This is a genomic window from Burkholderia sp. AU17457, from assembly GCF_002223255.1.
GTDB lineage: Bacteria > Pseudomonadota > Gammaproteobacteria > Burkholderiales > Burkholderiaceae > Burkholderia > Burkholderia sola.
Genome location: NZ_NKFB01000004.1, coordinates 306,916 through 331,997 on the forward strand (window position 1 = coordinate 306,916; position 25,082 = coordinate 331,997).

Sequence of the window (25,082 nt, forward strand, 5' to 3'; positions counted from 1 at the left end):
ACGAACGCCGTTCGGTCAGTCGACGATCCGCATCGAATAGTCCGTCGCCCGCACGTCCTTCGTCAGCGCGCCGATCGAGATGCGATCAACGCCCGTCTCCGCGAACGCGCGCACCGTATCGAAATTGACGCCGCCCGAGACTTCGAGCGCGGCCTTGCCCGCGGTCACGCGCACCGCTTCGCGCATCATGTCGAGCGTGAAGTTGTCGAGCAGCACCGACTGCGCGCGATGCGCGAGTGCCGTGTCGAGTTGCGCGAGCGTCTCGACTTCGACCTGCACCGGCACGCCCGACTCCAGCGCGAACGCCGCATCGAGCGCCTCGCCGACTCCGCCTGCCGCCGCGATGTGATTCTCCTTGATCAGGATGCCGTCGTACAGCGCGAGACGCTGGTTCTCGCCGCCGCCCACGCGCACCGCGTACTTCTGCGCGAGCCGCAGCCCCGGCAGCGTCTTGCGCGTGTCGAGAATCTTCGCGCGCGTGCCTTCGACGCGATCGACGTAACGGCGCGTCGCGGTCGCCACACCCGACAGCAACTGCAGGAAGTTCAGCCCGTTGCGCTCGGCCGTCAGCAGCGCGCGCGCCGGCCCTTCGAGTTCGCATACGGTCGAATCCGGCGTCATCCGGTCGCCTTCGCGATAGCGCCATTGCACGACGATCGACGGATCGATCCGGGCGATCACGCCCTCGAACCACGGCACGCCGCACAGCACCGCTTCCTCGCGCACGATGATCCGCGCGCGGCGGCGCTCGCCGGCCGGCACGAGCCGCCCGGTCTGGTCGCCGGGGCCGACGTCTTCGGCGATCGCATCGGCCACGTTGCGCGCGATCGCGTCGTCGAATGCCGCACCGTATTGGGCACGGACGGCGTCGAACAGCGGGGATACGGCGTTGCTCATGCCGCCCCCACGTTCGCGAACAGCTGCTGGTCGCGCTGCAGGTCGCCGCTCGCCTGCACGCGCTTCTTGTGCGCAGCCGCGAATTCGAGCATCCGGTCGATCGGCAAACGCGCGCGCTCGCCGATCGCCGGATCGACGAAGATCTCGTTGTGCCCGCGCTCGAGCACATCGGCGAGGTTCGCGAGGCCGTTCATCGCCATCCACGGGCAGTGCGCGCAGCTCTTGCACGTCGCGCTGTTGCCGGCCGTCGGCGCGGCGATGAAGGTCTTGCCGGGCGCGGCAAGCTGCATCTTGTGCAGGATGCCGAGATCGGTCGCGACGATGAAGCGCTTCGCGTCGAACTTGACGGCCGCGTCGATCAGTTGCGTGGTCGAACCGACGACATCGGCCTGCGCCACGACGTTTTCCGGCGATTCGGGATGCACGAGCACCTTCGCGTCCGGATATTCGGCGCGCAACAGGTCGAGCTCGATGCCCTTGAATTCGTCGTGGACGAGGCACGAGCCCTGCCACAGCAGCATGTCGGCACCGGTCTTCTTCTGGATATAGCTGCCCAGATGGCGGTCCGGCGCCCAGATGATCTTTTCGCCGCGCGCATGCAGGTCGGCGACGATCTCGAGGCCGATCGACGACGTGACCATCCAGTCCGCACGCGCCTTCACGGCCGCGCTGGTGTTCGCGTAGACGACGACGGTGCGGTCCGGATGCGCATCGCAGAACGCCGAGAATTCGTCGACCGGGCAGCCGAGGTCGAGCGAACAGGTCGCGTCGAGATCGGGCATCAGGATCCGTTTGTTCGGGCTCAGGATTTTCGCGGTTTCGCCCATGAAGCGCACGCCGGCGACGACGAGCGTCTGCGCGTCGTGGTCGCGGCCGAAGCGGGCCATTTCGAGCGAATCGGCCACACAGCCGCCCGTTTCGTCGGCCAGTTCCTGCAGCTCGGCATCCACGTAGTAGTGGGCGACGAGCACGGCCTTTTCACGGGCGAGCAACGCCTTGATGCGTGCCTTCAGCGCAGCGCGCTCCTCGGCGGACGGCGCGTCGGGCACCTTGGCCCACGCCTGTCCGACGCCGCACACGGTCCCTGCTGCGACGGGCCGGTCGTACTCGACGGGTTTGATCGTCGATTGCATCTCCATATCTCCTGTCGGCAGGAGTTAGCGCTTCAGCGCTTACTCATGCCCCATGCTACGCGGTCGGCCGGAGTGAGTGCTTCAGCACCGACGCCGGCCCCAAGCCTCATACCAATCCCGGCGCCGCCGATCCGTCAAAAACCGGCGGCCCAAATGAAAAAACCCCGCCAACGCGGGGTTTGTGACGTCCTGAGATTCTAATCGATTTCGAATCAGGCGTAGCGACGCAGGCGTGTCGCGAATTCCTGCAGCGCCTTGATGCCGCTTTGTTCGGCGCGATGGCACCAATCCTGCAATTGCGCGAGAAGCTGTTCGCGCGACGCGGTCGAACGATCCCAGATCGCGGCCAGATCCTGGCGCAGCTGGAAGTACGTATGCAGCTTCTGGCTGTTCGCGAAGATTTCCGGCAGCAGCTTCTTCTGCGGCTCGTCGAGGCCGTCGGCGTCCTTGTGGAACCACTTGCGCGCGCTGCGCATCAGCTGGTACTTCTCGCTCGACCCGAGCTCCTTCAGGTGCGCGAGCTCCTGACGGTACGCGCGCTTCACGGCCTTGCCGTAGCGCGCCATCACTTCGTAGCGGTTCGACAGCACGGCCTGCAGCGTTTCCTGATCGAGCACCGTCTTCGGCTTGTTCAGGCGCGGCGTCGGCGCGACCTTCTTCACCTTCGCGAGACCGAATGCCGACATGATGCGGATGTACATCCAGCCGATGTCGAACTCGTACCACTTGTTCGACAGCTTCGCCGACGTCGCGAACGTGTGGTGGTTGTTGTGCAGTTCCTCGCCGCCAATCACGATGCCCCACGGGAACAGGTTCGTGCTCGCATCGGCCGAGTTGAAGTTGCGATAGCCCCAGAAGTGACCGAAGCCGTTCACGACGCCCGCGGCCCAGAACGGAATCCAGACCATCTGCACGGCCCACACGGTCAGGCCGAGCACGCCGAACAGCGCGACGTCGATCACCATCATCATGCTGATGCCGAGAATCGGGTACTTCGAGTACACATTGCGCTCGAGCCAGTCGTTCGGCGTGCCGTGGCTGAACTTGCGCATCGTCTCTTCGTTCTTCGCTTCCGCGCGGTACAGCTCGGCGCCTTCGAGGAACACCTTCCAGATGCCGCGCGTCTGCGGGCTGTGCGGATCTTCCTCGGTCTCGCACTTCGCGTGGTGCTTGCGGTGAATCGCGGCCCACTGGCCGGTCAGCATGCCGGTGGTCATCCACAGCCAGAAGCGGAAGAAGTGGCTCGCGATCGGATGCAGCTCCAGCGCGCGGTGCGCCTGGCAGCGGTGCAGGTAGACGGTCACGCCGATGATCGTGACGTGCGTGACGGCGAGCGCGAACAACGCGACTTGCCACCACGAAAAATGCAGGAGCCCGTGGGAAAGAAAATCGAGCAGGGAATTCAACAAGGCAGTTACCCGTGATGAGAGCGACGCCACGCTGGCGTCAGAAGAATGAAAGCATACCGCGTGTAGACCGGAATTTTACTTCAACCGTTCCAAGTCTTTGTAAAAAATGAATATTTTCTTGCCCTGACGCAATCCGCGCGGTCCATGCGCGGACTGGGAAAGGCCCGCGATCCGGTTTCGACCGCGGAATCGGTACGATTGACCGCCCGCGCCCGCTACGCCGCCGGCGCGTGCCCGTCCCGCGCACCGTTGGCCGCCGCCGGCTCGAGCCCGGCCGCCGCGCCCGCCGCGGGAAAGCCGTCCGGGAGCCCAACCACGCGCACTTCGCGCTGCGGGAACGGAATCGAGATCCCGTGCTCGCTGAACAGCCGCCAGATGTTGCGGTTCACGCTCGAGCGCACGCCCGACGTGCCTTTCGCCGAATCCTCGATCCAGAAACCGAGCTCCAGATCGATCCCGTCCGCGCCGAAGCTCACGAGGTACGGGGTCGGCGCGGGGTCGGCCAGCACGCGCGGCACGTCCATCGCGGCGTCGGAGAGCAACGCGAGCGCCCGCTCGACGTCGCTCGTGTACGCGACCTGCACCGCGACCTTCGCATAGCCGCGCGTCAGGTACGACGACTGGTTCTGCACGACGTCGGTGATCAGCTTCTCGTTCGGAATCAGCGTCTCGTTGCCGTCGAGGCCGCGCACGACCGTGTAGCGCGTGCGGATCTGCGTGACGACGCCCTGCAGCCCGCCGACGCTGATCGCATCACCGAGCCGCAACGAGCGGTCGAGCAGGATGATGAAGCCCGATACGTAGTTGCTCGCGATCTTCTGCAGCCCGAAACCCAGGCCGACGCCCACCGCGCCGCCGAACACACCGAGCACCGTCACGTCGATGCCGACGAGCGACAGCCCGATCAGGATCGCCGCGAACACGAGCAGCGCGCGGCCGACCCGCGACAGCACGACCTTGAGGTTCGCGTCGAGCGTGCTTGCGCGCGACAGGCGATCCTCGAGCACCGAGCCGAGCCACATCGCGACCATCAGCGTCACGCACACCCACAGCGCGCCGGAGATCACCGACAGCAGCGTGAGGTGCGCGGTCGCGACCCGGAACTGCACGCTGTCGAGCCAGCCAAGCACGTCGCGCTGGATGCCGAGCACGGTCATCACCATCGCGGCCCACACGACGGTCGACACGATCTTCTCGACGATCGACAGCCACGCGTGCGTATGGCCGTCGCGTGCGAACACGCGCCGCGCGAAGAAGAACAGCACGTAGATCAGTCCGATGCCGAACAGCGGCACGAGCGCGAGCGACAGCAGCGACGTCGACATGAACGGTTCGAACGCGAGCTGCGCGCCGCCGACGAACACGCTGCCGAACAGCGGAAACAGCGCACGCTTCAGGCTCTGCGCGCCCGCGCCCGGCGCGCGCCCGGCCGCCCGCCGCCGTGCATCGATGCGGCCGTGCACGAAGCGCGCGGCCACCCAGGCGAAGCACAGCGCACCGACGAGGATCGCCGCCTGCCAGATCATCACCGGCTGGTGGAAATCGCGAATCACCGATGCCAGCCGGTGCGACAGCAGGCGGCTCTGCAGATTCTCCATCGTCCGTCCGGGCAGTCGTTACGGCGCGGCGCGGCGTTCGAGCACCGCGGCGAAGAAGCCGTCGGTCGCATGACGGTGCGGCCACAGCGACAGGTAGTCGCCCGTCTCGAGCTCGATGCGCTGGTCGGCCAGCACCTGCTGCGCCGGCACCAGCACGAACTCGGGGTGATCGGCGAGGAACTGCTCGACGATGCGTTCGTTCTCGGCGTCGAGCACGCTGCAGGTCGCGTAGACGAGCCGGCCGCCCTTCTTCACGAGCCGCGCGGCGCTCGCGAGGATCGACGCCTGCTTCGGCGTCAGCTCGTCGATCGCCGTACGCGTCTGGCGCCACTTCAGATCCGGATTGCGGCGCAGCGTGCCGAGGCCGCTGCACGGCGCGTCGACCAGCACGCGGTCGATCTTGCCGGCGAGCCGCTTGATCTTCGCGTCGTGCTCGCTGTCGATCAGCACCGGGTTCACGTTCGACAGCCCGCTGCGCGCGAGGCGCGGCTTCAGCTTCGCAAGGCGCTTCTCCGAGATGTCGAATGCATAGAGGCGCCCGGTCGAGCGCATCATCGCGCCGAGCGCGAGCGTCTTGCCGCCCGCGCCCGCGCAGAAATCGACGACCATCTCGCCGCGCCGCGGCGCGACCAGCGAGCACAGCAGCTGGCTGCCTTCGTCCTGCACCTCGATCGCGCCTTCCTCGAACAGCTTCAGGCGCGTCAGCGCCGGCTTGCCGACCACGCGCACGCCGAACGGCGCGAACGGTGTCGCGCCCGCGTCGATGCCGCTCACGCGCAACGCTTCGATCACCTGGTCGCGGCTCGCCTTCTGCGCGTTGGCGCGCAGGTCGAGCGGCGCCGGGTAGTTCAGCGCGGCGGCGAGCTGCGCGAGCTCGTCGGCGTCGAAACGGGCCGACAGCGCCTGGTGAATCCAGTCGGGCAGGTTCGTGCGAATCCGCACGGGCAGGCTCGCCGGATCGATCTTAGACACGTGCTCGAGCCACGCGGACTCGGTGTCGGACAGGAACGGCTTCAGCGCATTGCGCCCCATCGTCTGCATCAGGCCGAGCAGCGTGAGGCGCCGCGCGGGCGTGCCGGTGCCGCTCTCGGCCAGATGCGAGAACTCCATCTTCCGGCGCAGCACCGCGAACACGGCCTCGGCGATCACGCCGCGCTCGGCATGCCCGAGCTTCGGGTGCGCGCGGAAGAACCGGCTTGTCGTCGCGTCGGCGGGGCCGGCGAACTTCAGCACCTCGGCCAGCAAAGTCTCGGTCTGGCCGATCAGGAATCCGTGCAGCTTCATACGCCCTCACTCGTTTCGGTATGCGGTTGATCCGCGAAAATCCAGCGCGCTTCTTCGGGCGCCACCACTGCACGGCCGTTCTCGAGGCGCAACCGCCCCTCGACGAACCAGCGCACCGCGCGCGGATACAGCACATGCTCGACCGTCAGCACGCGCCGCGCGAGCGCGGCCGCGTCGTCGCCGGCGCGCACGGGCACCGCGCCCTGCGCGACGATCGCGCCGCTGTCGAGCTCGGGAATAACGAAATGCACGCTCGCGCCATGCAGCGCGACGCCGGCATCCAGCGCCTGCTGATGCGTGTGGATGCCCTTGAAGCTCGGCAGCAGCGACGGATGGATGTTCAGCAGCCGGCCTTCGTATCGTCTGACGAATGCGGGCGTGAGGATGCGCATGAAGCCGGCAAGCACGACGAGATCGGGCGCGAAACGGTCGATCTCGGCGGCAAGCGCCGCGTCGAAGCTGTCGCGGCCGTCGAACGACCGGTGGTCGACCACCGCCGTCGCCACGCCGTGCGACGCGGCAAAAGCCAGCCCGGCCGCATCCGGCCGGTTGGCGATCACGGCGGCAATCTCGGCCGGCCAGCGTTCCTGCGCGCACGCGCGAACGATGGCCTCCATGTTGCTGCCGCGACCGGAAATCAGGATCACGAGTTTTTTCATCCGCGAATTTTACCATTCGCCCTCGCGTTTCCCGCCTTCTCGGCCGTCGGGCCGCCCGAACGTTTATAATCTTCTGCTTTGCGGCATCCCACCGCCCATTCCCCCGACGCTGCATCCGCTATCGTGAAAGTCTTCCGCGGCCTGCCCAACGCCGAGAGCCGCGCCCCGTGCGCGCTGACGATCGGCAACTTCGACGGTGTCCATCGCGGCCACCAGGCCCTGCTCGCGCGCGTGCGCGCGGCAGCGGACGCGCGCGGCCTGCCCGTGTGCGTGATGACGTTCGAGCCGCACCCGCGCGAATTCTTCAACCCGGCCGGCGCGCCGCCGCGCATCGCGATGCTGCGCGACAAGCTGGAAGCGTTGCGCGACCACGGGGTCGACCGCGTCGTCGTCGAGCACTTCAACCACACCTTCGCGAGCCAGTCGCCGCAGGCGTTCGTCGAGCGCACGCTGGTGAACGGGCTGCACGCGCGCTGGATGATGGTCGGTGACGATTTCTGCTACGGCGCGAAGCGCGCGGGCACCTTCGACACGCTGAAGGCGGCCGGCGAACAGCACGGCTTCGAGGTCGAGCAGATGGGCACGGTGGCCGGCAGCGACGGCACGCGCATTTCCAGCTCCGGCGTGCGCGCGGCGCTCGCCGCGGGCGATCTGGACGCGGCCGCGCAGGCGCTCGGCCACGGCTACGCGATCAGCGGCCACGTCGCGCACGGGCTCAAGCTCGGCCGCGACCTCGGCTTCCCGACGCTGAACCTGCCGATCGCGCACAAGCGGCCGGCGCTCGCGGGCATCTTCGTCGTGCAGGTGCACGGCCTCGGCCCCGAGCCGCTGCCGGGCGTCGCGAGCCTCGGGCTGCGCCCGACCGTCGACGATTCGGGCCGCGTGCTGCTCGAAGTCCACCTGCTCGACTGGCACGGCGATGCATACGGCAAGCTGATCCGCGTCGAATTCCTGAAGAAGCTGCGCGACGAGGCGAAGTTCGACGATCTCGAGGCGCTGTCGCGCGCGATCGCGCTGGACGTCGCGAACGCGCGCGCGTACTTCATCGAGCGCGACCGCGCGCCGGGCAGCCGCGCGACGGGCTTCGCGACGTCGGCCACCGACCGAATTAGCTGATCCGGACGGCGGCGCCGCGCGCCGCACCCCTCGCGCCGCCCTGTCGCGCGCCTACCCGATTCACGACGCCCGAGCGTCCCCGATTTAGATAGCGATCCCATCATGAGCAACAATAAAGCCGATTCGAAACCGCAGGCCAAGTATCCGGTCAACCTGCTCGACACGCCGTTCCCGATGCGCGGCGACCTGCCCAAGCGCGAGCCGCAGTGGGTCAAGGAGTGGGAGGAGCGCGGCATCTACGACAAGATCCGCGCGGCCAGCAAGGGCCGGCCGAAGTTCATCCTGCACGACGGCCCGCCGTATGCGAACGGCGACATCCACCTCGGCCACGCGGTCAACAAGATCCTGAAGGACATCGTCGTCAAGTCGCGCAACATGGCCGGCTTCGACGCGCCGTACGTGCCGGGCTGGGATTGCCACGGGATGCCGATCGAGATCCAGATCGAGAAGCAGTTCGGCAAGTCGCTGCCGGCGGCCGAAGTGATGAGCAAGGCGCGTGCGTACGCGACCGAGCAGATCGAGAAGCAGAAGGTCGGCTTCAAGCGCTTGGGCGTGCTCGGCGACTGGGCGAATCCGTACAAGACGATGAACTTCGTGAACGAGGCGGAAGAAATCCGCGCGCTCGGCAAGATCATCGAGAAGGGCTATGTGTACCGCGGGCTGAAGCCGGTCAACTGGTGCTTCGACTGCGGCTCGGCGCTCGCGGAAGCGGAAGTCGAGTACAAGGACCGCACCGACCCGACGATCGACGTGATGTTCGCGTTCGCGGAACCGGAAAAGACCGCGCACGCGTTCGGCCTGCCGGCGCTGCCGCGCGCCGACGGCGGCATCGTGATCTGGACCACCACGCCGTGGACGATTCCCGCCAACCAGGCGCTGAACCTCCATCCGGAAATCATCTACGCGCTGGTCGATACCGAGCGCGGGCTGCTGATCATCGCGCAAGAGCGCGTCGAAGCCTGCATGGCCGACTTCAAGCTGACCGGCCGCGTCGTCGCGACCGCGCCCGGCGTGAAGCTCGCGAACCTGCGCTTCCACCACCCGCTCGCATCGGCCCACCCCGGCTACCAGCGCACCGCGCCCGTCTATCTCGGCGACTACGTGACGACCGACACCGGTACCGGCGTCGTGCACTCGTCGCCCGCGTACGGTATCGAGGACTTCCAGTCGTGCAAGGCGCACGGGATGACCGATTCCGACTTCATCAACCCGGTGATGGGCGACGGCCGCTACATCGAATCGCTGCCGCTGTTCGGCGGCCTGTCGATCTGGGACGCGAACCCGAAGATCGTCGACGCGCTGAACGCGGCCGGCTCGCTGCTGCGCAGCGAGAAGTACACGCACAGCTACATGCACTGCTGGCGCCACAAGACGCCGATCATCTACCGCGCGACGTCGCAGTGGTTCGCCGGCATGGACGTGACGCCGCGCGACGGCGGCAAGACGCTGCGCGAGACGGCGCTCGAAGGTGTCGACGCGACCGCGTTCTACCCGTCGTGGGGCAAGCAGCGCCTGTTCAGCATGATCGCGAACCGTCCCGACTGGACGCTGTCGCGCCAGCGCCAGTGGGGCGTGCCGATGGCGTTCTTCGTGCACAAGGAAACCGGCGAGCTGCACCCGCGCACGCTCGAGCTGCTCGAGGAAGTCGCGAAGCGCGTCGAGCAGTCGGGCATCGAGGCGTGGCAATCGCTCGATCCGCGCGAGCTGATCGGCGACGACGCGAACCTGTACGAGAAGAACCGCGACACGCTCGACGTGTGGTTCGACTCGGGCACGACGCACTGGCACGTGCTGCGCGGCTCGCACAAGGATCAGCTGCAGTTCCCGGCCGACCTGTACCTCGAAGGCTCGGACCAGCATCGCGGCTGGTTCCACTCGTCGCTCCTGACGGCATCGATGATCGACGGCCGCGCGCCGTACAAGGGCCTGCTCACGCACGGCTTCACGGTCGACGGCGAAGGCCGCAAGATGAGCAAGTCGCTCGGCAACGGCATCGACCCGCATGAAGTCGCGAACCGTCTCGGCGCGGAAATCATCCGCCTGTGGATCGCGTCGACCGACTATTCGGGCGAGCTCGCGATCTCCGAGGAAATCCTGAAGCGCGTGACGGAAGGCTATCGCCGCATCCGCAACACGCTGCGCTTCCTGCTCGCGAACCTGTCGGACTTCGATTTCGCGCAGCACGCGGTACCGGTCGACGAATGGCTCGAGATCGACCGCTATGCGGTCGCGTTCTCGCGGCAACTGCAGACCGAACTGCTCGGCCACTACGAGAAGTACGAATTCCACCCGGTCGTCGCGAAGCTGCAGACGTACTGCTCGGAAGACCTCGGCGGCTTCTACCTCGACGTGCTGAAGGATCGCCTGTACACGAGCGCCGCCGATTCGCGCGCGCGCCGCTCCGCGCAGACCGCGCTGTACCACCTGACGCACGGCCTGCTGCGCGTGCTCGCGCCGTTCCTGTCGTTCACGGCGGAAGAAGCGTGGAAGGTGTTCCAGCCGGCAAGCGACACGATCTTCACGGAAACCTACTACGCGTATCCGGAAGTCGCCGGCTCGGCCGCACTGATCGACAAGTGGGCGCTGCTGCGCGACGTGCGCGGCAACGTGACGAAGGCGCTCGAGGAAGCGCGCACCGCGAACCGCATCGGTTCGTCGCTGCAGGCCGAAGTGGCCGTGCATGCGAGCGGCGCGCGCTACGACGCGCTGACGAGCCTCGGCGACGACCTGAAGTTCGTGCTGATCACGTCCGCGGCGACCGTCGTGAAGGTTGACGACGAAGCGCAGGAAAGCGTCGACGTGGCCGCGTCGAAGTACCAGAAGTGCGAACGCTGCTGGCACTACCGCGAAGATGTCGGCGCGCACGCCGAGCATCCGACGCTGTGCGGCCGCTGCTTCTCGAACCTGTTTGAAAACGGCGAAATCCGGAGCGCTGCGTAACCATGGCGAAGACCCTGTCGAAACCGGTCAGCGGCGCGCTCGCGCCCTGGCTCGGCATTTCGCTGATCGTGATCCTGTTCGACCAGCTGTCGAAGATCGCGATCCTCAAAACGTTCGCGTACGGCGCGCAGCATGCGCTGACGTCGTTCTTCAACCTCGTGCTGGTGTACAACCGCGGCGCCGCGTTCGGCTTCCTGTCGACCGCGAGCGGCTGGCAGCGCTGGGCGTTCACCGCGCTCGGCGTCGGCGCGACGCTCGTGATCTGCTTCCTGCTGAAGCGCCACGGCCACCAGCGGCTGTTCAGCGTGTCGCTCGCGCTGATCCTCGGCGGCGCGCTCGGCAACGTGATCGACCGGCTCGTCTACGGCCACGTGATCGACTTCCTCGATTTCCACGTCGGCGCGTGGCACTTCCCGGCGTTCAACCTCGCCGATTCCGCGATCACGATCGGCGCGGTGCTGTTGATCTACGACGAGCTGCGGCGCGTGCGCGGCGCGCGCTGAGCGCGCATACTCCGTGTCGACGGCCGGCTTCGCGCCGGCCGTTCCGTTTGACCCCAGGAGGCCTGAGTTGGCACACGCAGAACTCGCAGGAAAACACCTCGTTCTCGGCCTGACGGGCGGCATCGCCTGCTACAAGATCGCCGAACTCACGCGGCTGCTCGTGAAGGCCGGCGCAACCGTGCAGGTCGCGATGACCGACGCCGCCACCCAGTTCATCACGCCCGTCACGATGCAGGCGCTGTCGGGCCGGCCCGTCTATACGAGCCAGTGGGACGCGCGCATCGACAACAACATGGCGCATATCGACCTGTCGCGCGAAGCCGACGCGATCGTGATCGCGCCCGCGTCGACGGATTTCCTCGCGAAGCTCGCGCACGGGTTCGCCGACGATCTGCTGTCGACGCTGTGCGTCGCGCGCGACTGTCCGCTGCTCGTCGTGCCCGCAATGAACCGCCAGATGTGGCAGAACCCGGCCACCCAACGCAACGCCGCGCAATTGCGCGCGGACGGCGTGTCGGTGCTCGGCCCGGATTCGGGCGCGCAGGCCTGCGGCGAAGTCGGCGACGGCCGCATGCTCGAGCCCGAAGCGATCTATGAAGCGATCGTCGCGCACTTCGCGCCGAAGGTGCTCGCGCACCGCCGCGTCCTGATCACGGCCGGCCCGACGTTCGAGCCGCTCGACCCGGTGCGCGGCCTGACGAACCGCTCCAGCGGCAAGATGGGTTTCGCGCTCGCGCGCGCCGCGCAACAGGCCGGCGCCGACGTGCATCTCGTCGCCGGGCCGGTCGCGCTCGACACGCCGTGGGGCGTGTACCGCCAGGACGTGCAGACCGCGCAGCAGATGTACGACGCGGTGATGCATGCGGTCGCCGATGCCGACATCTTCATCGCGGTGGCCGCGGTCGCCGACTGGCGCGTCGACCAGCCGGCCGAGCACAAGATGAAGAAGACGGCTGACCGCAAGATGCCGGCGCTCGCGTTCGTCGAGAACCCCGACATCCTCGCGTCGGTCGCGGCGCTGCCCGATGCGCCGTTCTGCGTCGGCTTCGCGGCCGAAAGCGGCGACCTCGACGTGCACGGCGACGACAAGCGCAAGCGCAAGAACGTGCCGCTGCTCGTCGGCAACCTCGGCCCGCTGACGTTCGGCCGCGACGACAACGAAGTCGTGCTGTTCGAGGCCGCCGGCTTGACGCGCCTGCCGCGCGCGCCCAAGGACGAACTCGCGCATACGCTCGTGGCCGAAATAGCGAAGCGCCTGCCCGACAACCGCCTGATCTGATCCCCGCGCGGCGGCGCTTGCCGCCGCGTCCTTCCCGACCGATTCGACGACCGCATGAAACTCGACCTGAAGATTCTCGACGCGCGCATGCGCGACTACCTGCCCGCCTACGCGACCACTGGCAGCGCCGGCCTCGACCTGCGCGCATGCCTCGACGCACCGGTCACGCTGCAACCCGGCGAAACGACGCTGGTGCCGACGGGCCTCGCGATCCACCTCGCCGATCCCGGCTATGCGGCGCTGATCCTGCCGCGCTCGGGCCTCGGCCACAAGCACGGAATCGTGCTCGGCAACCTCGTCGGCCTGATCGACTCCGACTACCAGGGCCAGTTGATGGTCTCGACGTGGAACCGCGGCCAGACGGAGTTCGTGCTGAACCCGTTCGAACGCCTCGCGCAGCTCGTGATCGTGCCGGTCGTGCAGGCGCAGTTCAACATCGTCGACGAATTCGCCGAGAGCGACCGCGGCGAAGGCGGGTTCGGCAGCACCGGCCGGCACTGAGCCACGCGGTACGAAAAAAGGGGCCTCGGCCCCTTTTGCTTTTTGCGCGCCGTCACTTGGCGCCCGGTGGCGCGACTCGCGCAGGCGCCGATTCGCGACGCCGCGCCAGTACGATGCTTGCATGAACGACCATCGCGACCAGCACGGCCCGCCGCGCAGGTCTTCACGATCCGGCACGCGGGCGTGATTTCGGTACGCCGCGATCAGCGCGCGTGATGGTGCCGGTAATGCAGCGCATAGGCGAGCGTCAGCAGCACGACGAACACGACGCCGACCATCATCGTCATCCGGAATTCGCGCGTGAAAGCAGTCGTCAGCAGGATCGCCGCGACGAGCCCCGCGCCGAGCAGGCTGCCGAACGGGTGCCCCCACATCCGGAATGCGAGAGTAGGGCCGCGATACCGAGAACGAAACCTCAGGTGCGTGACGAAGATCATCAGCCAGGTGAACAGCGCGCCGAACATCGCGATTGCCATCATCACCGTGAACGCGGTATCGGGCGCGAGCGCGACCAGCACGGCCGCCACCGCGACGCCGCTCGTCGAGATCCACAGCGCGGCGCGCGGCACGCCGTTCGAGCCGAGCCGGCCGAACACCGCGGGCGCGAGGTGCGCGCGTGACAGGCTGAACATCATCCGCGTCGTCACGTAGAGCTGGCTGTTCATCGCCGACAGCGCCGCGATCAGCAGCACGAAGTTGATCACGCCTGCAGCATACGGCACATGCGTCGCGGCCATCACCTTCACGAACGGGCTTTCGTCGGTGCCGGCCTGCGTCCACGGCACGATCGCGAGCATCAGCGCGAGCGTCAGCAGGTAAAACAGCACGAGCCGGAACACGGTCGAGCGGAATGCGCGCGTGACCGCGTGCTGCGGATCGCGCGCCTCGCCGGCCGCGATCGCGACGGCCTCGATGCTCATGTAGCTGAAGATCGCGACGATCACCGCGACCCAGGTGCCCCACAGCCCCTTCGGGATGAAGCCGCCGTGCGCGGTGTAGTTCGCGAAACCGATGCCTGACGCGGCCGGCGCCGACCAGACGAGAAACGCGCCGAGCACGACGAACACGACGATCGCCGCGATCTTCAGCAGCGAGAACGCGTATTCAACGGTCCCGTACAGCGTGACGCTCGCGAGGTTCACCGCGATCAGCAGCGCGGAGAAACCGATCACCCAGTACCAGCCGGGCACGGCCGGAAACCAGTACTTCATGAACACGGCGATCGCGCTGATCTCCGTACCGATCGCGAATACCACGGCGAACCAGTACGCATAACGCACGAGAAAACCCGCGAGCGGGCCGACGTAGTGCTCCGCATAGGCGCCGAACGAGCCGGCCGTCGGATGCGCGACGGTCATTTCCGCGAGCGCGCCCATCAGCAGCAGCGCAATCAGCGCGCCGATCGCGTAGGACACCAGCACGCTCGGACCCGCGAGCCCGATCGCGAATCCGCTGCCGAGGAACAGCCCCGTGCCGATCGCGCCGCCAATCGCGATCATCGCCATCTGCCCCGACGTCAGCGCGTGGCGCAACCCTTGTTCGCGCGCGACGATAGCGTCGAACGACCGTTGTTGTCGTGTCACTGCGTTACTACTCCCCTGCCCTGCCATCGCGCCGCCGGCGCCGGATAAAACGAAACGGCGCGGAGAACTTCCCGCGCCGTTCGCATGAACAACGAATTATCGCTTACTCGACTTCGACCGTCTCTTCGTTCGGCTTGTGCGGCGGATTCGCCAGCTTGTCGAACGACAACTGCACCTTGTCGCTTTCATCGACGTCGACCGTCACGTGGCCGCCGTTGAGCAGCTTGCCGAACAGCAACTCGTCGGCGAGCGCACGACGGATCGTGTCCTGAATCAGCCGCTGCATCGGCCGCGCGCCCATCAGCGGGTCGAAGCCGTGCTTCGCGAGATGCTTGCGCAACGCGTCGGTGAAGAGCGCGTCGACCTTCTTCTCGTGCAGCTGTTCCTCGAGCTGGATCAGGAACTTGTCGACCACGCGCATGATGATTTCCTCATCGAGCGAGCGGAAGCTGATGATCGCATCCAGCCGGTTGCGGAACTCCGGCGTGAACAGGCGCTTGATGTCGGTCATCTCGTCGCCGGTTTCGCGGCGCGTCGTGAAGCCGATCGTCGCCTTCTGCATCGACTCGGCGCCCGCGTTCGTCGTCATGATGATGATGACGTTGCGGAAATCCGCCTTGCGGCCGTTGTTGTCCGTCAGCGTGCCGTGGTCCATCACCTGCAGCAGCACGTTGAAGATGTCCGGATGCGCCTTCTCGATTTCGTCGAGCAGCAGCACGCAATGCGGCTTCTTCGTGACGGCTTCGGTCAGCAGGCCGCCCTGGTCGAACCCGACGTAGCCCGGCGGCGCGCCGATCAGCCGGCTCACCGCGTGACGCTCCATGTATTCCGACATGTCGAAGCGGATCAGCTCGATGCCGAGCGTGAACGCGAGCTGGCGCGCCACTTCGGTCTTGCCGACGCCGGTCGGGCCCGAGAACAGGAACGCGCCGATCGGCTTGTCCATCTTGCCGAGGCCCGCGCGCGCCATCTTGATCGACGCCGCGAGCGCGTCGATCGCCGGATCCTGGCCGAACACGACGCTCTTCAGGTCGCGGTCGAGCGTCTGCAGCTTGCTGCGATCGTCCTGCGACACGCTTTGCGCCGGCACGCGCGCGATCTTCGAGATGATTTCCTCGATCTCGCCCTTGCCGATCGTCTTCTTCTGCTTCGACTTCGGCAGGATGCGCTGCGCGGCGCCCGCCTCGTCGATCACGTCGATCGCCTTGTCCGGCAGGTGACGATCGGTGATGAAGCGCGCCGAAAGTTCGGCCGCGGCCGACAGCGCGCCCGACGAATACTTGACGCCGTGGTGCTCCTCGAAACGCGACTTCAGCCCGCGCAGGATCGCGACCGTCTGCTCGACGCTCGGCTCCGTCACGTCGACCTTCTGGAAGCGCCGCGACAGCGCCGCGTCCTTCTCGAAGATGCCACGATATTCGGTGAACGTCGTCGCTCCGATGCACTTGAGCGTGCCCGACGACAGCGCCGGCTTCAGCAGGTTCGACGCATCGAGCGTGCCGCCCGACGCGGCGCCCGCACCGATCAGCGTATGGATTTCGTCGATGAACAGGATCGCGTGCGGACGCTCCTTGAGCTCCTTCAGCACCGTCTTCAGACGCTGCTCGAAATCGCCGCGATACTTGGTGCCCGCCAGCAGCGCGCCCATGTCGAGCGAATACACCTGCGCGTTCGCGAGGATGTCCGGCACTTCGCCGCGCGTGATCCGATACGCGAGCCCTTCGGCGATCGCGGTCTTGCCGACGCCGGCTTCGCCGACGAGCAGCGGATTGTTCTTGCGGCGGCGGCACAGCACCTGCACGACGCGCTCGACCTCGGGCTCGCGACCGATCAGCGGATCGATGCGGCCGTCCTTCGCCATCTGGTTCAGGTTCTGCGTGAACTGCGCGAGCGGCGTTTCCTTCTGCGCATTCGCGTCTTCGCTTTCCGCGTTCGCGTCGGTCGACTTCGCGGCTTCGCCGCTGTTCGTCTTCGCGATGCCGTGCGAAATGAAGTTCACCACGTCGAGGCGCGTGACGCCCTGCTGCTGCAGGTAGTACACGGCGTGCGAATCCTTCTCGCCGAAGATCGCGACCAGCACGTTCGCTCCGGTCACTTCCTTCTTGCCGTTCGACGTCGACTGCACGTGCATGATCGCGCGCTGGATCACGCGCTGGAAACCCAGCGTCGGCTGGGTATCGACATCGTCGGTACCCGGGACGGTAGGTGTGTTGTCGTGGATGAAATTGCGCAGGTTCTGACGCAGGTCCTCGATGTTTGCCGCGCACGCGCGCAACACCTCGGCCGCCGTCGGATTATCCAGCAGGGCCAGCAGCAGATGCTCGACCGTAATGAACTCATGGCGCGCCTGGCGTGCTTCCATGAACGCCATGTGCAGGCTGACTTCCAATTCCTGGGCAATCATGCTTCCTCCATCACGCACTGCAGCGGATGCCCTGCCTGCCGCGCATGGGTAACGACTTGCTCAACCTTGGTCGACGCGATGTCCCGCGTATAGACCCCACATACCCCTCGCCCTTCGCGATGGACCTTCAGCATGATCTGCGTGGCCGTCTCGCGATCCTTCTTGAAATACTCCTGGACCACCATCACGACGAACTCCATCGGCGTGAAGTCGTCGTTCAGCAGCACCACCTTGTACATCGAAGGCGGCTTGAGCTTCTGCTGCTTGCGTTCCAGGACGGTACTGTCCTGCTTGTCCGGGATAATCGCCATACACCCATTCTAAACAACTCGGACAGGCCCGCAATCCTGCCATTACCCGACCGACCGGCCGGCGCCCTCCCCGGTATCCCGGAACACGCGATCGCCTTCGCGCCATACGAAAGCCGGCTGCGGTGCCGGCTTTCACGCATGGCGCGGAACACGAACCGTCAGGGGGAATCGCACCGGAACGCCCGTGTCCGCATCCAGTATCCCACAAGCCGGGACGACTCGAACGCGTGTCACTCGAGCCTGGTATATGAGCCGATTATGCGGCTTTTCAAGCCCTTGCGCTTGGCCGCATGCAGGCAAGCAAAGCCGGAAAAACCCTGAAAATGGGTTCTTTACAACGACCCTCTAAACGTCTAAAAATTCCACTTGACACTCCAATAAAGAGCGCCAACAATCAAGCTGGCACTTTTTTCAATTCGCCGGTTGGCGAAACGAAAGGGCCGAGGTGAGCTTGTGAGGGGGGAACGGCTGCATTTTCCGGTCGTTTAGCTTTTCGAGCGTGCTCGTGGTAAGTAGCAGCGACTGTGTGACAGGGGAAGTAGGAAATGGCAACTGGTATCGTTAAATGGTTCAACGACGCGAAGGGCTTCGGTTTCATCACTCCCGACGAGGGCGGTGAGGATCTGTTTGCGCACTTCTCGGCTATCACCATGAATGGCTTCAAGACGCTGAAGGAAGGCCAGAAGGTGAGCTTTGACGTCGTCCAAGGGCCGAAGGGCAAGCAAGCGTCGAACATCCAGGCCGTATAAGGCATCGGATATCTGACGAAGAAACCCGGCGCATTGCGCCGGGTTTCTTTTTTTGAGGCCGGTCAATCGATAATCGATTGGCCGGCCTTTTCGTTCAATCCCGATAATTGAACACGCATTGTGTCGTCGCGCATGCAGATCGGATAACTACGCCTCGCGTGAAACACATTCGCGGCTTCGTTACACGACCCTCAGCGTCCCCATCATCCCGAGATCCTCATGCTCGAGAATGTGACAGTGAAACATGCGCTCGCCCGGCATGTCTTGCGTGACGAGGATCGACACGGTTTCGCCGCTGCGCACGTTCACCGTATCGCGCCATGCGCGAAATGGTTCGCTGGTGCGTGAACCACCCGACGTCCGCTCGATCACCTGGAACTGCGTGCCGTGCAGATGGAACGGGTGATCCATGTCCGTCCCATTGCGAATCTCCCAGCGTTCGACGTCGCCGCGGCGGCTCGTCAGCGTCGCGCGATGCGGCGCGTAGGTGTCGCCGTTGATCGTGAAGCGCATGCCCGCCGGGCGGCCGTGCGCGCCACCCTTCATCATCGCGTCCATGTCCATTTCCTCGCCGAACGCAACCGTCTTGTGCGTCACCGGTTCGCCCAGCGGCGGCACCGCGCGCAGCGTGGCAGGCAGCGCGCGGGCCCCGGCGGGGGCGAACGCGACATCAGCCAGCGCCAGCGCCGGATCGGGCGGCAGGCTGCCGTGGCCGTCGTCGTGCGACATCGCCATCTTGCGGCGGTCGTACTCGGCCGCCTGCAGCACCGCGCGCGACGCACGGTCGCCGGCGCGTACCAGCAACTCCGCGCGCTCTCCCGGCGCAATCAGTAGCGACGTCGCGCGCCGCGGCGCGTCGAACAAACCGCCGTCGGTGCCTGCGTGCTCGAACACGCGGCCGTCGTCGAACGCGATGCGCAGGTAGCGTGCGCTGCACGCGTTCCACACACGCCAGCGCTCGTCGCCCGTGATATCGATGCGCGGCCGGCGCGCGCCGTTGATCAGCACGAATTGGCCTTCGCGGCCGTTCATCCAGTCCATCATGTCGTTCGGCGCAATCGTGCCGTCGCGTGCAAGCTTCAGGTCCGACACGAACAGATGCCGCTCGGGCCAGCCGGTCAGCGGATCGTCCGCGGCGCGCACGACGAAGGGGCCGGCCAGCCCGCGGAATACCTGCTCGGCCGTCATCATGTGCGGATGCGGGTGGTACCAGTAAGTGCCGGCGCTGCCCTTCGGCAGCGTGAAGCGATACACACGCGACGCGCCGGGCGCGACAGGATCCGACGGGTTGCCGTCCTGGTCGGGCGGCACGGGCAGGCCGTGCCAGTGGATCGTCGACGGTTGCGGCAGCTTGTTCACGAACCGGATCTCGACCGTATCGCCCTCGCGCACGTCGATCAGCGGGCCGACGACAGGCCCTTGCGTGCCCGCGCCGAACTGCCAGAACGTCGTCGGCCGCGCGCCGCGCAGCAGCGGTCGCGCCACCGGTTGAGCGACCAGCGTCGCCCGGAACATGCCGGGCTCGCGACTTTCGTTGGCCAGCGTGCGCAACGTCGCGAGCGGCGCGCCGGCCGGCAGCGCGTCGGGAGCCGCGAGCGCGACCGGCGCCGGCGCGCGGTGCTGCGCGTGCGCCGGCATCCCTGACATACCCGACATGCCCGGCATGTCGCCCATCGAATCCATGCCGGCCATGCCCGCATGACCGGCGTGCTGCGCCCACGCGGTGCGCGCGAACAGCGACGCGGTCGCGACGCCGATGGCGCGCGACAGGAAGGTTCTCCGTCTCATCAATCGATCCTCGTTATTCATGCAGCGCGCGCGACAGACGCGGCGGTCGCGTCATCATAACCGCAGGGCCGGATCGAAAAACGACGTCACCGGGCGGGCGGCGATACGCCGCGGCGAACATCGCGATCGCACCGGCCGCGGCGCCACGCTGACATCGCCGAGCGGCGCTTCGGCAGCCATCGCTGCGCAACTGCCGTCCCTTTGCGCTTTCGCGCCGCCCCCCGGGATTCCCGCCTGATGCCTCGACGATCCGTAAACCCGTCAATTTTTCACGATGCGGAACAAGTCCCTGCGTTATAAAAATTCGTGGTGCAGGGCACAAATTCGCCGTTTCGCGATGCCGAAAACCTTTCCGCAATACAAAACGATTAACATAAGTCATTGTTTTTATTAACGATTTTTTGTCTCGAGAAGCCGTTCTACGTGCACCATACAACCGCGTCGCGGACGTAGACTTTGTTCCATGCACTGACGCTTCGCCACGACGTTCGATACGGAATCCGGCGCAAGCCGTCCGTCGGGCCACAGCCGGCCGAGCCGGCAGGCGCCACAACAGAATCGCTCGTCATCAGAAAGGGAGAACGGAAATGAAGGGATTTCGCTTTGGTTCAGCGCTCGGGTCGTTCTACATCCTGCCGGCAAACGGCGGCTGGGAAGCGACGTTCGGCAACGCCTCGCTCGGCGCGTTCTCGTGCCCGGAAATCGCGGCCGACCGCATCTCCCGCGGCGACTGCGCGCAAGTGTCCGAACTGGACACGGCCACGCTCGAAGTGCCGGACGAAATCACCGAATGGGAAATCGTTCACGTCTGAATGGCACGCCTGCAACGAAAAACGCCCCGGGCGACCGGGGCGTTTTCATTGCGTGTCGGGCGGCGAACGGGTAACCGCGCCGCATCGGCACATGCATCGGCTCGCGCGATGGCGCGGCCGGCGTCAGGCAACCGCGTCGACGATGCCGTTCAGCGTCGCGCTCGGGCGCATTGCCTGGCTCGTCAGGTCGACGTTCGGACGGTAGTAGCCGCCGATCGCCTGCGGCTTGCCTTGCGCGGCCGCCAGTTCCTCCAGGATGCGCGCTTCGTTGTCGGACAGCGCCTTCGCGACGCCTTCGAACTGCGCCTTCAGCGCGGCGTCCTCGGTCTGCTCGGCCAGCGCCTGTGCCCAGTACAGGCACAGGTAGAAATGGCTGCCGCGGTTGTCGAGGCCGCCGACCTTGCGCGCCGGCGACTTGTTCTCGTCCAGGAACTTGCCGGTCGCCTGGTCGAGCGTCTTCGCGAGCACGAGCGCCTTCGGGTTCTGGTACGCGTTGCCGAGATGTTCGAGCGACGCGGCCAGCGCGAGGAATTCGCCGAGCGAATCCCAGCGCAGGAAACCTTCCTCGACGAACTGCTGCACGTGCTTCGGCGCGGAGCCGCCCGCACCCGTTTCGAACATCCCGCCGCCGGCCATCAGCGGCACGATCGACAGCATCTTCGCGCTGGTGCCAAGTTCCATGATCGGGAACAAGTCGGTCAGGTAGTCGCGCAGCACGTTGCCGGTGACCGAGATCGTGTCCTTGCCCGCGCGGATGCGCTCGAGCGAGAAGCGGGTCGCGTCTTCCGGCGTCATGATGCGGATGTCGAGGCCGTTCGTGTCGTGATCCTTCAGGTAGCGTTCGACCTTCGCGATGATCTGCGCATCGTGCGCGCGCGCCGGATCGAGCCAGAACACGGCCGGAGCGCCGGTCGCGCGGGCGCGGTTGACCGCGAGCTTGACCCAGTCCTGCACCGGCGCATCCTTCGTCTGGCACATGCGCCAGATGTCGCCCACCTCGACCGCGTGCTCAAGCAGCACGTTGCCGGCGTCGTCGGTGACGCGCACGACGCCGTTCGCCGGGATCTGGAACGTCTTGTCATGCGAACCGTATTCCTCGGCCGCCTGCGCCATCAGGCCGACGTTCGGCACGCTGCCCATCGTGACCGGATCGAACGCGCCGTGCTGCTTGCAGTCCTCGATCACGGCCTGGTACACGCCCGCGTAGCAGCGGTCCGGAATCACGGCCTTCGCGTCGTACAGTTGACCGTCCGGGCCCCACATGCCGCCCGAATCGCGGATCATCGCCGGCATGGATGCGTCGACGATCACGTCGCTCGGCACGTGCAGGTTCGTGATGCCCTTGTCCGAGTTGACCATCGCGAGACGCGGGCGCACCGCGTACTCGGCCTTGACGTCGGCTTCGATCGCTTCGCGCGTGTCGGCCGGCAGGTCCTTCAGGCGCGCGTACAGGTCGCCGATCCCGTTGTTCGGGTTGAAGCCGACCTTCGCGAGCACGTCCGCGTGCTTCGCGAGCGCGTCGCGGTAGAACACCGACACGAAGTGACCGAACAGGATCGGGTCCGAGACCTTCATCATGGTCGCCTTCAGGTGCACCGAGAACAGCACGTCCTGCGCCTTCGCGTCGGCGATCTGCGCTTCGATGAAGCTGCGCAGCGCGGTGCGGCTCATCACCGATGCGTCGATCACTTCACCGGCCTTCACGGCCGTCTTTTCCTTCAGCACCTTCTTCGCGCCGTCGGTCGTCGTTAGTTCGATCTTCACGCTGCCGGCCTCGGCGATCAGCGCCGACTTCTCGCTGCCGTAGAAGTCGCCTTCGGTCATGTGCGCGACGTGGGCCTTCGACGTGGCCTTCCACGCGCCCATCTTGTGCGGATGCTTGCGTGCGTAGTTCTTGACCGACAGCGGCGCGCGGCGGTCGGAGTTGCCTTCGCGCAGCACCGGGTTCACCGCGCTGCCCTTGATCTTGTCGTAGCGCGCCTTGACGGCCTTCTCTTCGTCCGTCGACGGATCTTCCGGATAGGCCGGCAGCGCGTAGCCCTGCGCCTGCAGTTCGGCGATCGCGGCCTTCAGCTGCGGCACCGATGCGCTGATGTTCGGCAGCTTGATGATGTTCGCTTCCGGCTTCAGCGTGAGCTGGCCCAGTTCGGCCAGATCGTCGGAACCCTTCTGCTCCGACGGCAGGACGTCTGCGAATGCCGCGATGATGCGGCCGGCGAGCGAGATGTCGCGCGTTTCGACGGCGACGCCGGACGAACGCGTGAAGGCCTTGACGATCGGCAGCAGCGAATAGGTCGCGAGCGCCGGCGCTTCGTCGGTGAGGGTGTAGATGATCTTGGGCGAAGTGGACATGGTGGTCAAAGCATTGCTACGTGATGATGGGACTGAGGAGCGCCGGCGGTAACCGGCGGGGAGCGACCGGGTCGATCGCGAAAGGGGCACGCCGGCTCAGCCGGGCGGCGGTGTTGCGAGGGCCGTCATGTTCTACCTTGCAGGGCTTGCGGGCCGCTTCGCGGCGCCGCGGCCCGCATGCCGGGCCACCCTGCCAACAAACCTGCCATCCACGAAACGCTCCGGCGCCGGCAGTCAGCGCCGGGGCGGCCGGCAACCTGCCGGCCCACCCCGGAAGGGGTCTTACATGTTCTCGATCAGCACTTCGCCGAAGCCGGAGCACGACACCTGCGTCGCGCCTTCCATCAGGCGCGCGAAGTCGTACGTGACGCGCTTCTGCAGGATCGACTTCTCCATCGCGGCGATGATCGTGTCGGCTGCTTCCGTCCAGCCGAGGTGGCGCAGCATCATTTCCGCCGACAGGATCTCGGAACCCGGGTTCACGTAATCCTTGCCTGCGTACTTCGGTGCCGTGCCGTGCGTCGCCTCGAACATCGCGACCGAATCCGACAGGTTCGCGCCCGGCGCGATACCGATGCCGCCGACCTGCGCGGCCAGCGCGTCGGAGATGTAGTCTCCGTTCAGATTCAGCGTGGCGATCACGTCGTACTCGGCCGGGCGCAGCAGGATCTGCTGCAGGAACGCGTCGGCGATCGAATCCTTGATCACGATCTCGTTGCCCGTCTTCGGGTTCTTCACGCGCATCCACGGGCCGCCGTCGATCAGCTCGCCGCCGAATTCCTTCTGCGCGAGCGCGTAGCCGGCGTCACGGAACAGGCCTTCCGTGAACTTCATGATGTTGCCCTTGTGCACCAGCGTGACCGACTTGCGATCGTTGTCGATCGCGTACTGGATCGCCTTGCGCACGAGGCGCTCGGTGCCTTCGGTCGACACGGGCTTGACGCCGATCCCGGAAGTTTCCGGGAAGCGGATCTTCTTCACGCCCATCTCGTCCTGCAGGAACTTGATCACCTTCTTCGCCTGCTCCGAGCCCGCGGCCCACTCGATGCCCGCGTAGATGTCTTCCGAGTTCTCGCGGAAGATCACCATGTCGATCTTCTGCGGCTCGCGCACCGGCGACGGCACGCCCTTGAAGTACTGGACCGGGCGCAGGCACACGTACAGGTCGAGCTCCTGGCGCAGCGCGACGTTCAGCGAACGGATGCCGCCGCCGACCGGGGTCGTGAGCGGCCCCTTGATCGACACCACGTATTCCTTCAGCACCTGCAGCGTTTCGTCCGGCAGCCACACGTCCGGACCGTACACCTTGGTCGCCTTCTCGCCCGCGAAGATCTCCATCCAGTGAATCTTGCGCTGGCCCTTGTACGCATGCGCGACCGCCGCGTCGACGACCTTGATCATGACCGGCGTGATATCGAAGCCCGTACCGTCGCCTTCGATATAGGGAATGATCGGCTGATCGGAAACGTTGAGCGAGAAGTCCTTGTTGACGGTGATCTTGTCACCGCCCTCCGGAACCTTGATGTGCTGATACGGCATGATCGACTCCAGTGACGTGGCTGAGCAGGTGATGCTGGTCGAAGCTGCGCGCGCGGCGGGGCGCGGCATGGCCACCCCGTGACGACAACAGCGAGCCGCTATTCTAGCGCCCCAACCGGGCACTTCGGCGCGAACCGCGGCACTGCGCCTCAAGACCTCACTTATGTCTTATATAAGACAGAGGACTTGCCGTTCCGTATTATGCATTAAGATTCCGCCATTTGC

General features: G+C 66.1%; 19 protein-coding genes. 7 read left to right on the top strand and 12 right to left on the bottom strand.

Annotated features, from left to right (window positions below; all coding sequences use genetic code 11):
• Positions 1-15: 15 nt before the first annotated feature.
• The 6 genes from nadC to purN form a co-directional block, all read right to left on the bottom strand.
• A complete protein-coding gene (nadC, locus tag CFB49_RS13730) occupies positions 16-897 on the bottom strand; it encodes a carboxylating nicotinate-nucleotide diphosphorylase (protein ID WP_089491581.1) in 882 nt (293 codons plus the stop codon).
• Positions 894-2,030: a quinolinate synthase NadA gene (gene nadA / locus CFB49_RS13735; RefSeq protein ID WP_089491836.1), complete on the bottom strand. Its 1,137-nt coding sequence runs from the start codon at positions 2,028-2,030 to the stop codon at positions 894-896. Before nadA ends, nadC begins: the two co-directional genes overlap by 4 nt.
• Positions 2,031-2,242: 212 nt before the next feature.
• Positions 2,243-3,439 carry a DesA family fatty acid desaturase gene (locus CFB49_RS13740; protein ID WP_069620428.1) on the bottom strand — a complete coding sequence of 399 codons (1,197 nt, stop codon included), beginning with the start codon at positions 3,437-3,439 and terminating at the stop codon, positions 2,243-2,245.
• Between the two features lie 215 nt (positions 3,440-3,654).
• Positions 3,655-5,037, bottom strand: coding sequence for a mechanosensitive ion channel family protein (locus CFB49_RS13745; RefSeq protein ID WP_089491582.1), 1,383 nt, complete (start codon positions 5,035-5,037; stop codon positions 3,655-3,657).
• Between the two features lie 18 nt (positions 5,038-5,055).
• Positions 5,056-6,321 carry an RsmB/NOP family class I SAM-dependent RNA methyltransferase gene (locus CFB49_RS13750; RefSeq protein WP_089435504.1) on the bottom strand — a complete coding sequence of 422 codons (1,266 nt, stop codon included), beginning with the start codon at positions 6,319-6,321 and terminating at the stop codon, positions 5,056-5,058.
• Positions 6,318-6,980 (bottom strand): phosphoribosylglycinamide formyltransferase, encoded by a 663-nt coding sequence (gene purN, locus CFB49_RS13755; protein ID WP_069620431.1) that lies wholly within the window; start codon positions 6,978-6,980, stop codon positions 6,318-6,320. Before purN ends, CFB49_RS13750 begins: the two co-directional genes overlap by 4 nt.
• Positions 6,981-7,103: 123 nt before the next feature.
• Between purN and CFB49_RS13760 the strand changes: the two genes are divergently transcribed.
• From CFB49_RS13760 to dut, 5 genes are all read left to right on the top strand, one after another.
• Positions 7,104-8,096 carry a bifunctional riboflavin kinase/FAD synthetase gene (locus CFB49_RS13760; protein WP_069620432.1) on the top strand — a complete coding sequence of 331 codons (993 nt, stop codon included), beginning with the start codon at positions 7,104-7,106 and terminating at the stop codon, positions 8,094-8,096.
• Positions 8,097-8,198: 102 nt separating this feature from the next.
• Entirely contained in the window at positions 8,199-11,036 is a 2,838-nt protein-coding gene (gene ileS / locus CFB49_RS13765; protein WP_089491583.1) for an isoleucine--tRNA ligase, read from the top strand.
• 2 nt (positions 11,037-11,038) lie between these two features.
• The gene (gene lspA, locus CFB49_RS13770; RefSeq protein ID WP_069620434.1) at positions 11,039-11,539 is read left to right on the top strand and encodes a signal peptidase II; all 501 of its coding nucleotides are present in this window, start codon (positions 11,039-11,041) and stop codon (positions 11,537-11,539) included.
• Positions 11,540-11,606: 67 nt separating this feature from the next.
• A complete protein-coding gene (coaBC, locus tag CFB49_RS13775) occupies positions 11,607-12,818 on the top strand; it encodes a bifunctional phosphopantothenoylcysteine decarboxylase/phosphopantothenate--cysteine ligase CoaBC (protein ID WP_069620435.1) in 1,212 nt (403 codons plus the stop codon).
• Positions 12,819-12,872: 54 nt separating this feature from the next.
• Entirely contained in the window at positions 12,873-13,319 is a 447-nt protein-coding gene (dut, locus tag CFB49_RS13780; protein WP_060210760.1) for a dUTP diphosphatase, read from the top strand.
• Between the two features lie 203 nt (positions 13,320-13,522).
• Here the strand turns inward: dut and CFB49_RS13785 are convergent, their stop codons facing one another.
• From CFB49_RS13785 to clpS, 3 genes are all read right to left on the bottom strand, one after another.
• Complete coding sequence (locus tag CFB49_RS13785) at positions 13,523-14,902, bottom strand: amino acid permease (protein WP_089491584.1); 1,380 nt, start codon at positions 14,900-14,902, stop codon at positions 13,523-13,525.
• Between the two features lie 103 nt (positions 14,903-15,005).
• Entirely contained in the window at positions 15,006-17,306 is a 2,301-nt protein-coding gene (gene clpA / locus CFB49_RS13790; protein WP_069620437.1) for an ATP-dependent Clp protease ATP-binding subunit ClpA, read from the bottom strand.
• Positions 17,303-17,617, bottom strand: a complete 315-nt coding sequence (clpS, locus tag CFB49_RS13795) for an ATP-dependent Clp protease adapter ClpS (protein ID WP_006398529.1) — start codon at positions 17,615-17,617, stop codon at positions 17,303-17,305. The genes clpA and clpS overlap by 4 nt, the downstream gene beginning before the upstream one ends.
• 545 nt (positions 17,618-18,162) lie before the next feature.
• On the opposite strand from clpS, the gene CFB49_RS13805 reads away from it, so the two are divergent.
• The gene (locus CFB49_RS13805; RefSeq protein WP_006488945.1) at positions 18,163-18,366 is read left to right on the top strand and encodes a cold-shock protein; all 204 of its coding nucleotides are present in this window, start codon (positions 18,163-18,165) and stop codon (positions 18,364-18,366) included.
• A gap of 180 nt (positions 18,367-18,546) precedes the next feature.
• Here the strand turns inward: CFB49_RS13805 and CFB49_RS13810 are convergent, their stop codons facing one another.
• Positions 18,547-20,154 (bottom strand): multicopper oxidase family protein, encoded by a 1,608-nt coding sequence (locus CFB49_RS13810; protein ID WP_089491585.1) that lies wholly within the window; start codon positions 20,152-20,154, stop codon positions 18,547-18,549.
• A gap of 587 nt (positions 20,155-20,741) precedes the next feature.
• Between CFB49_RS13810 and CFB49_RS13815 the strand changes: the two genes are divergently transcribed.
• Positions 20,742-20,966: a hypothetical protein gene (locus CFB49_RS13815; protein ID WP_069620440.1), complete on the top strand. Its 225-nt coding sequence runs from the start codon at positions 20,742-20,744 to the stop codon at positions 20,964-20,966.
• A gap of 123 nt (positions 20,967-21,089) precedes the next feature.
• Here CFB49_RS13815 and CFB49_RS13820 read toward each other — a convergent pair whose 3' ends face one another.
• Together CFB49_RS13820 and icd are read right to left on the bottom strand one after the other, a co-directional pair.
• Positions 21,090-23,318 (bottom strand): NADP-dependent isocitrate dehydrogenase, encoded by a 2,229-nt coding sequence (locus CFB49_RS13820; RefSeq protein WP_089491586.1) that lies wholly within the window; start codon positions 23,316-23,318, stop codon positions 21,090-21,092.
• 282 nt (positions 23,319-23,600) lie between these two features.
• On the bottom strand, positions 23,601-24,857 hold the full coding sequence (icd, locus tag CFB49_RS13825) for an NADP-dependent isocitrate dehydrogenase (RefSeq protein ID WP_039368210.1): 1,257 nt from the start codon (positions 24,855-24,857) through the stop codon (positions 23,601-23,603).
• Positions 24,858-25,082: the final 225 nt, after the last annotated feature.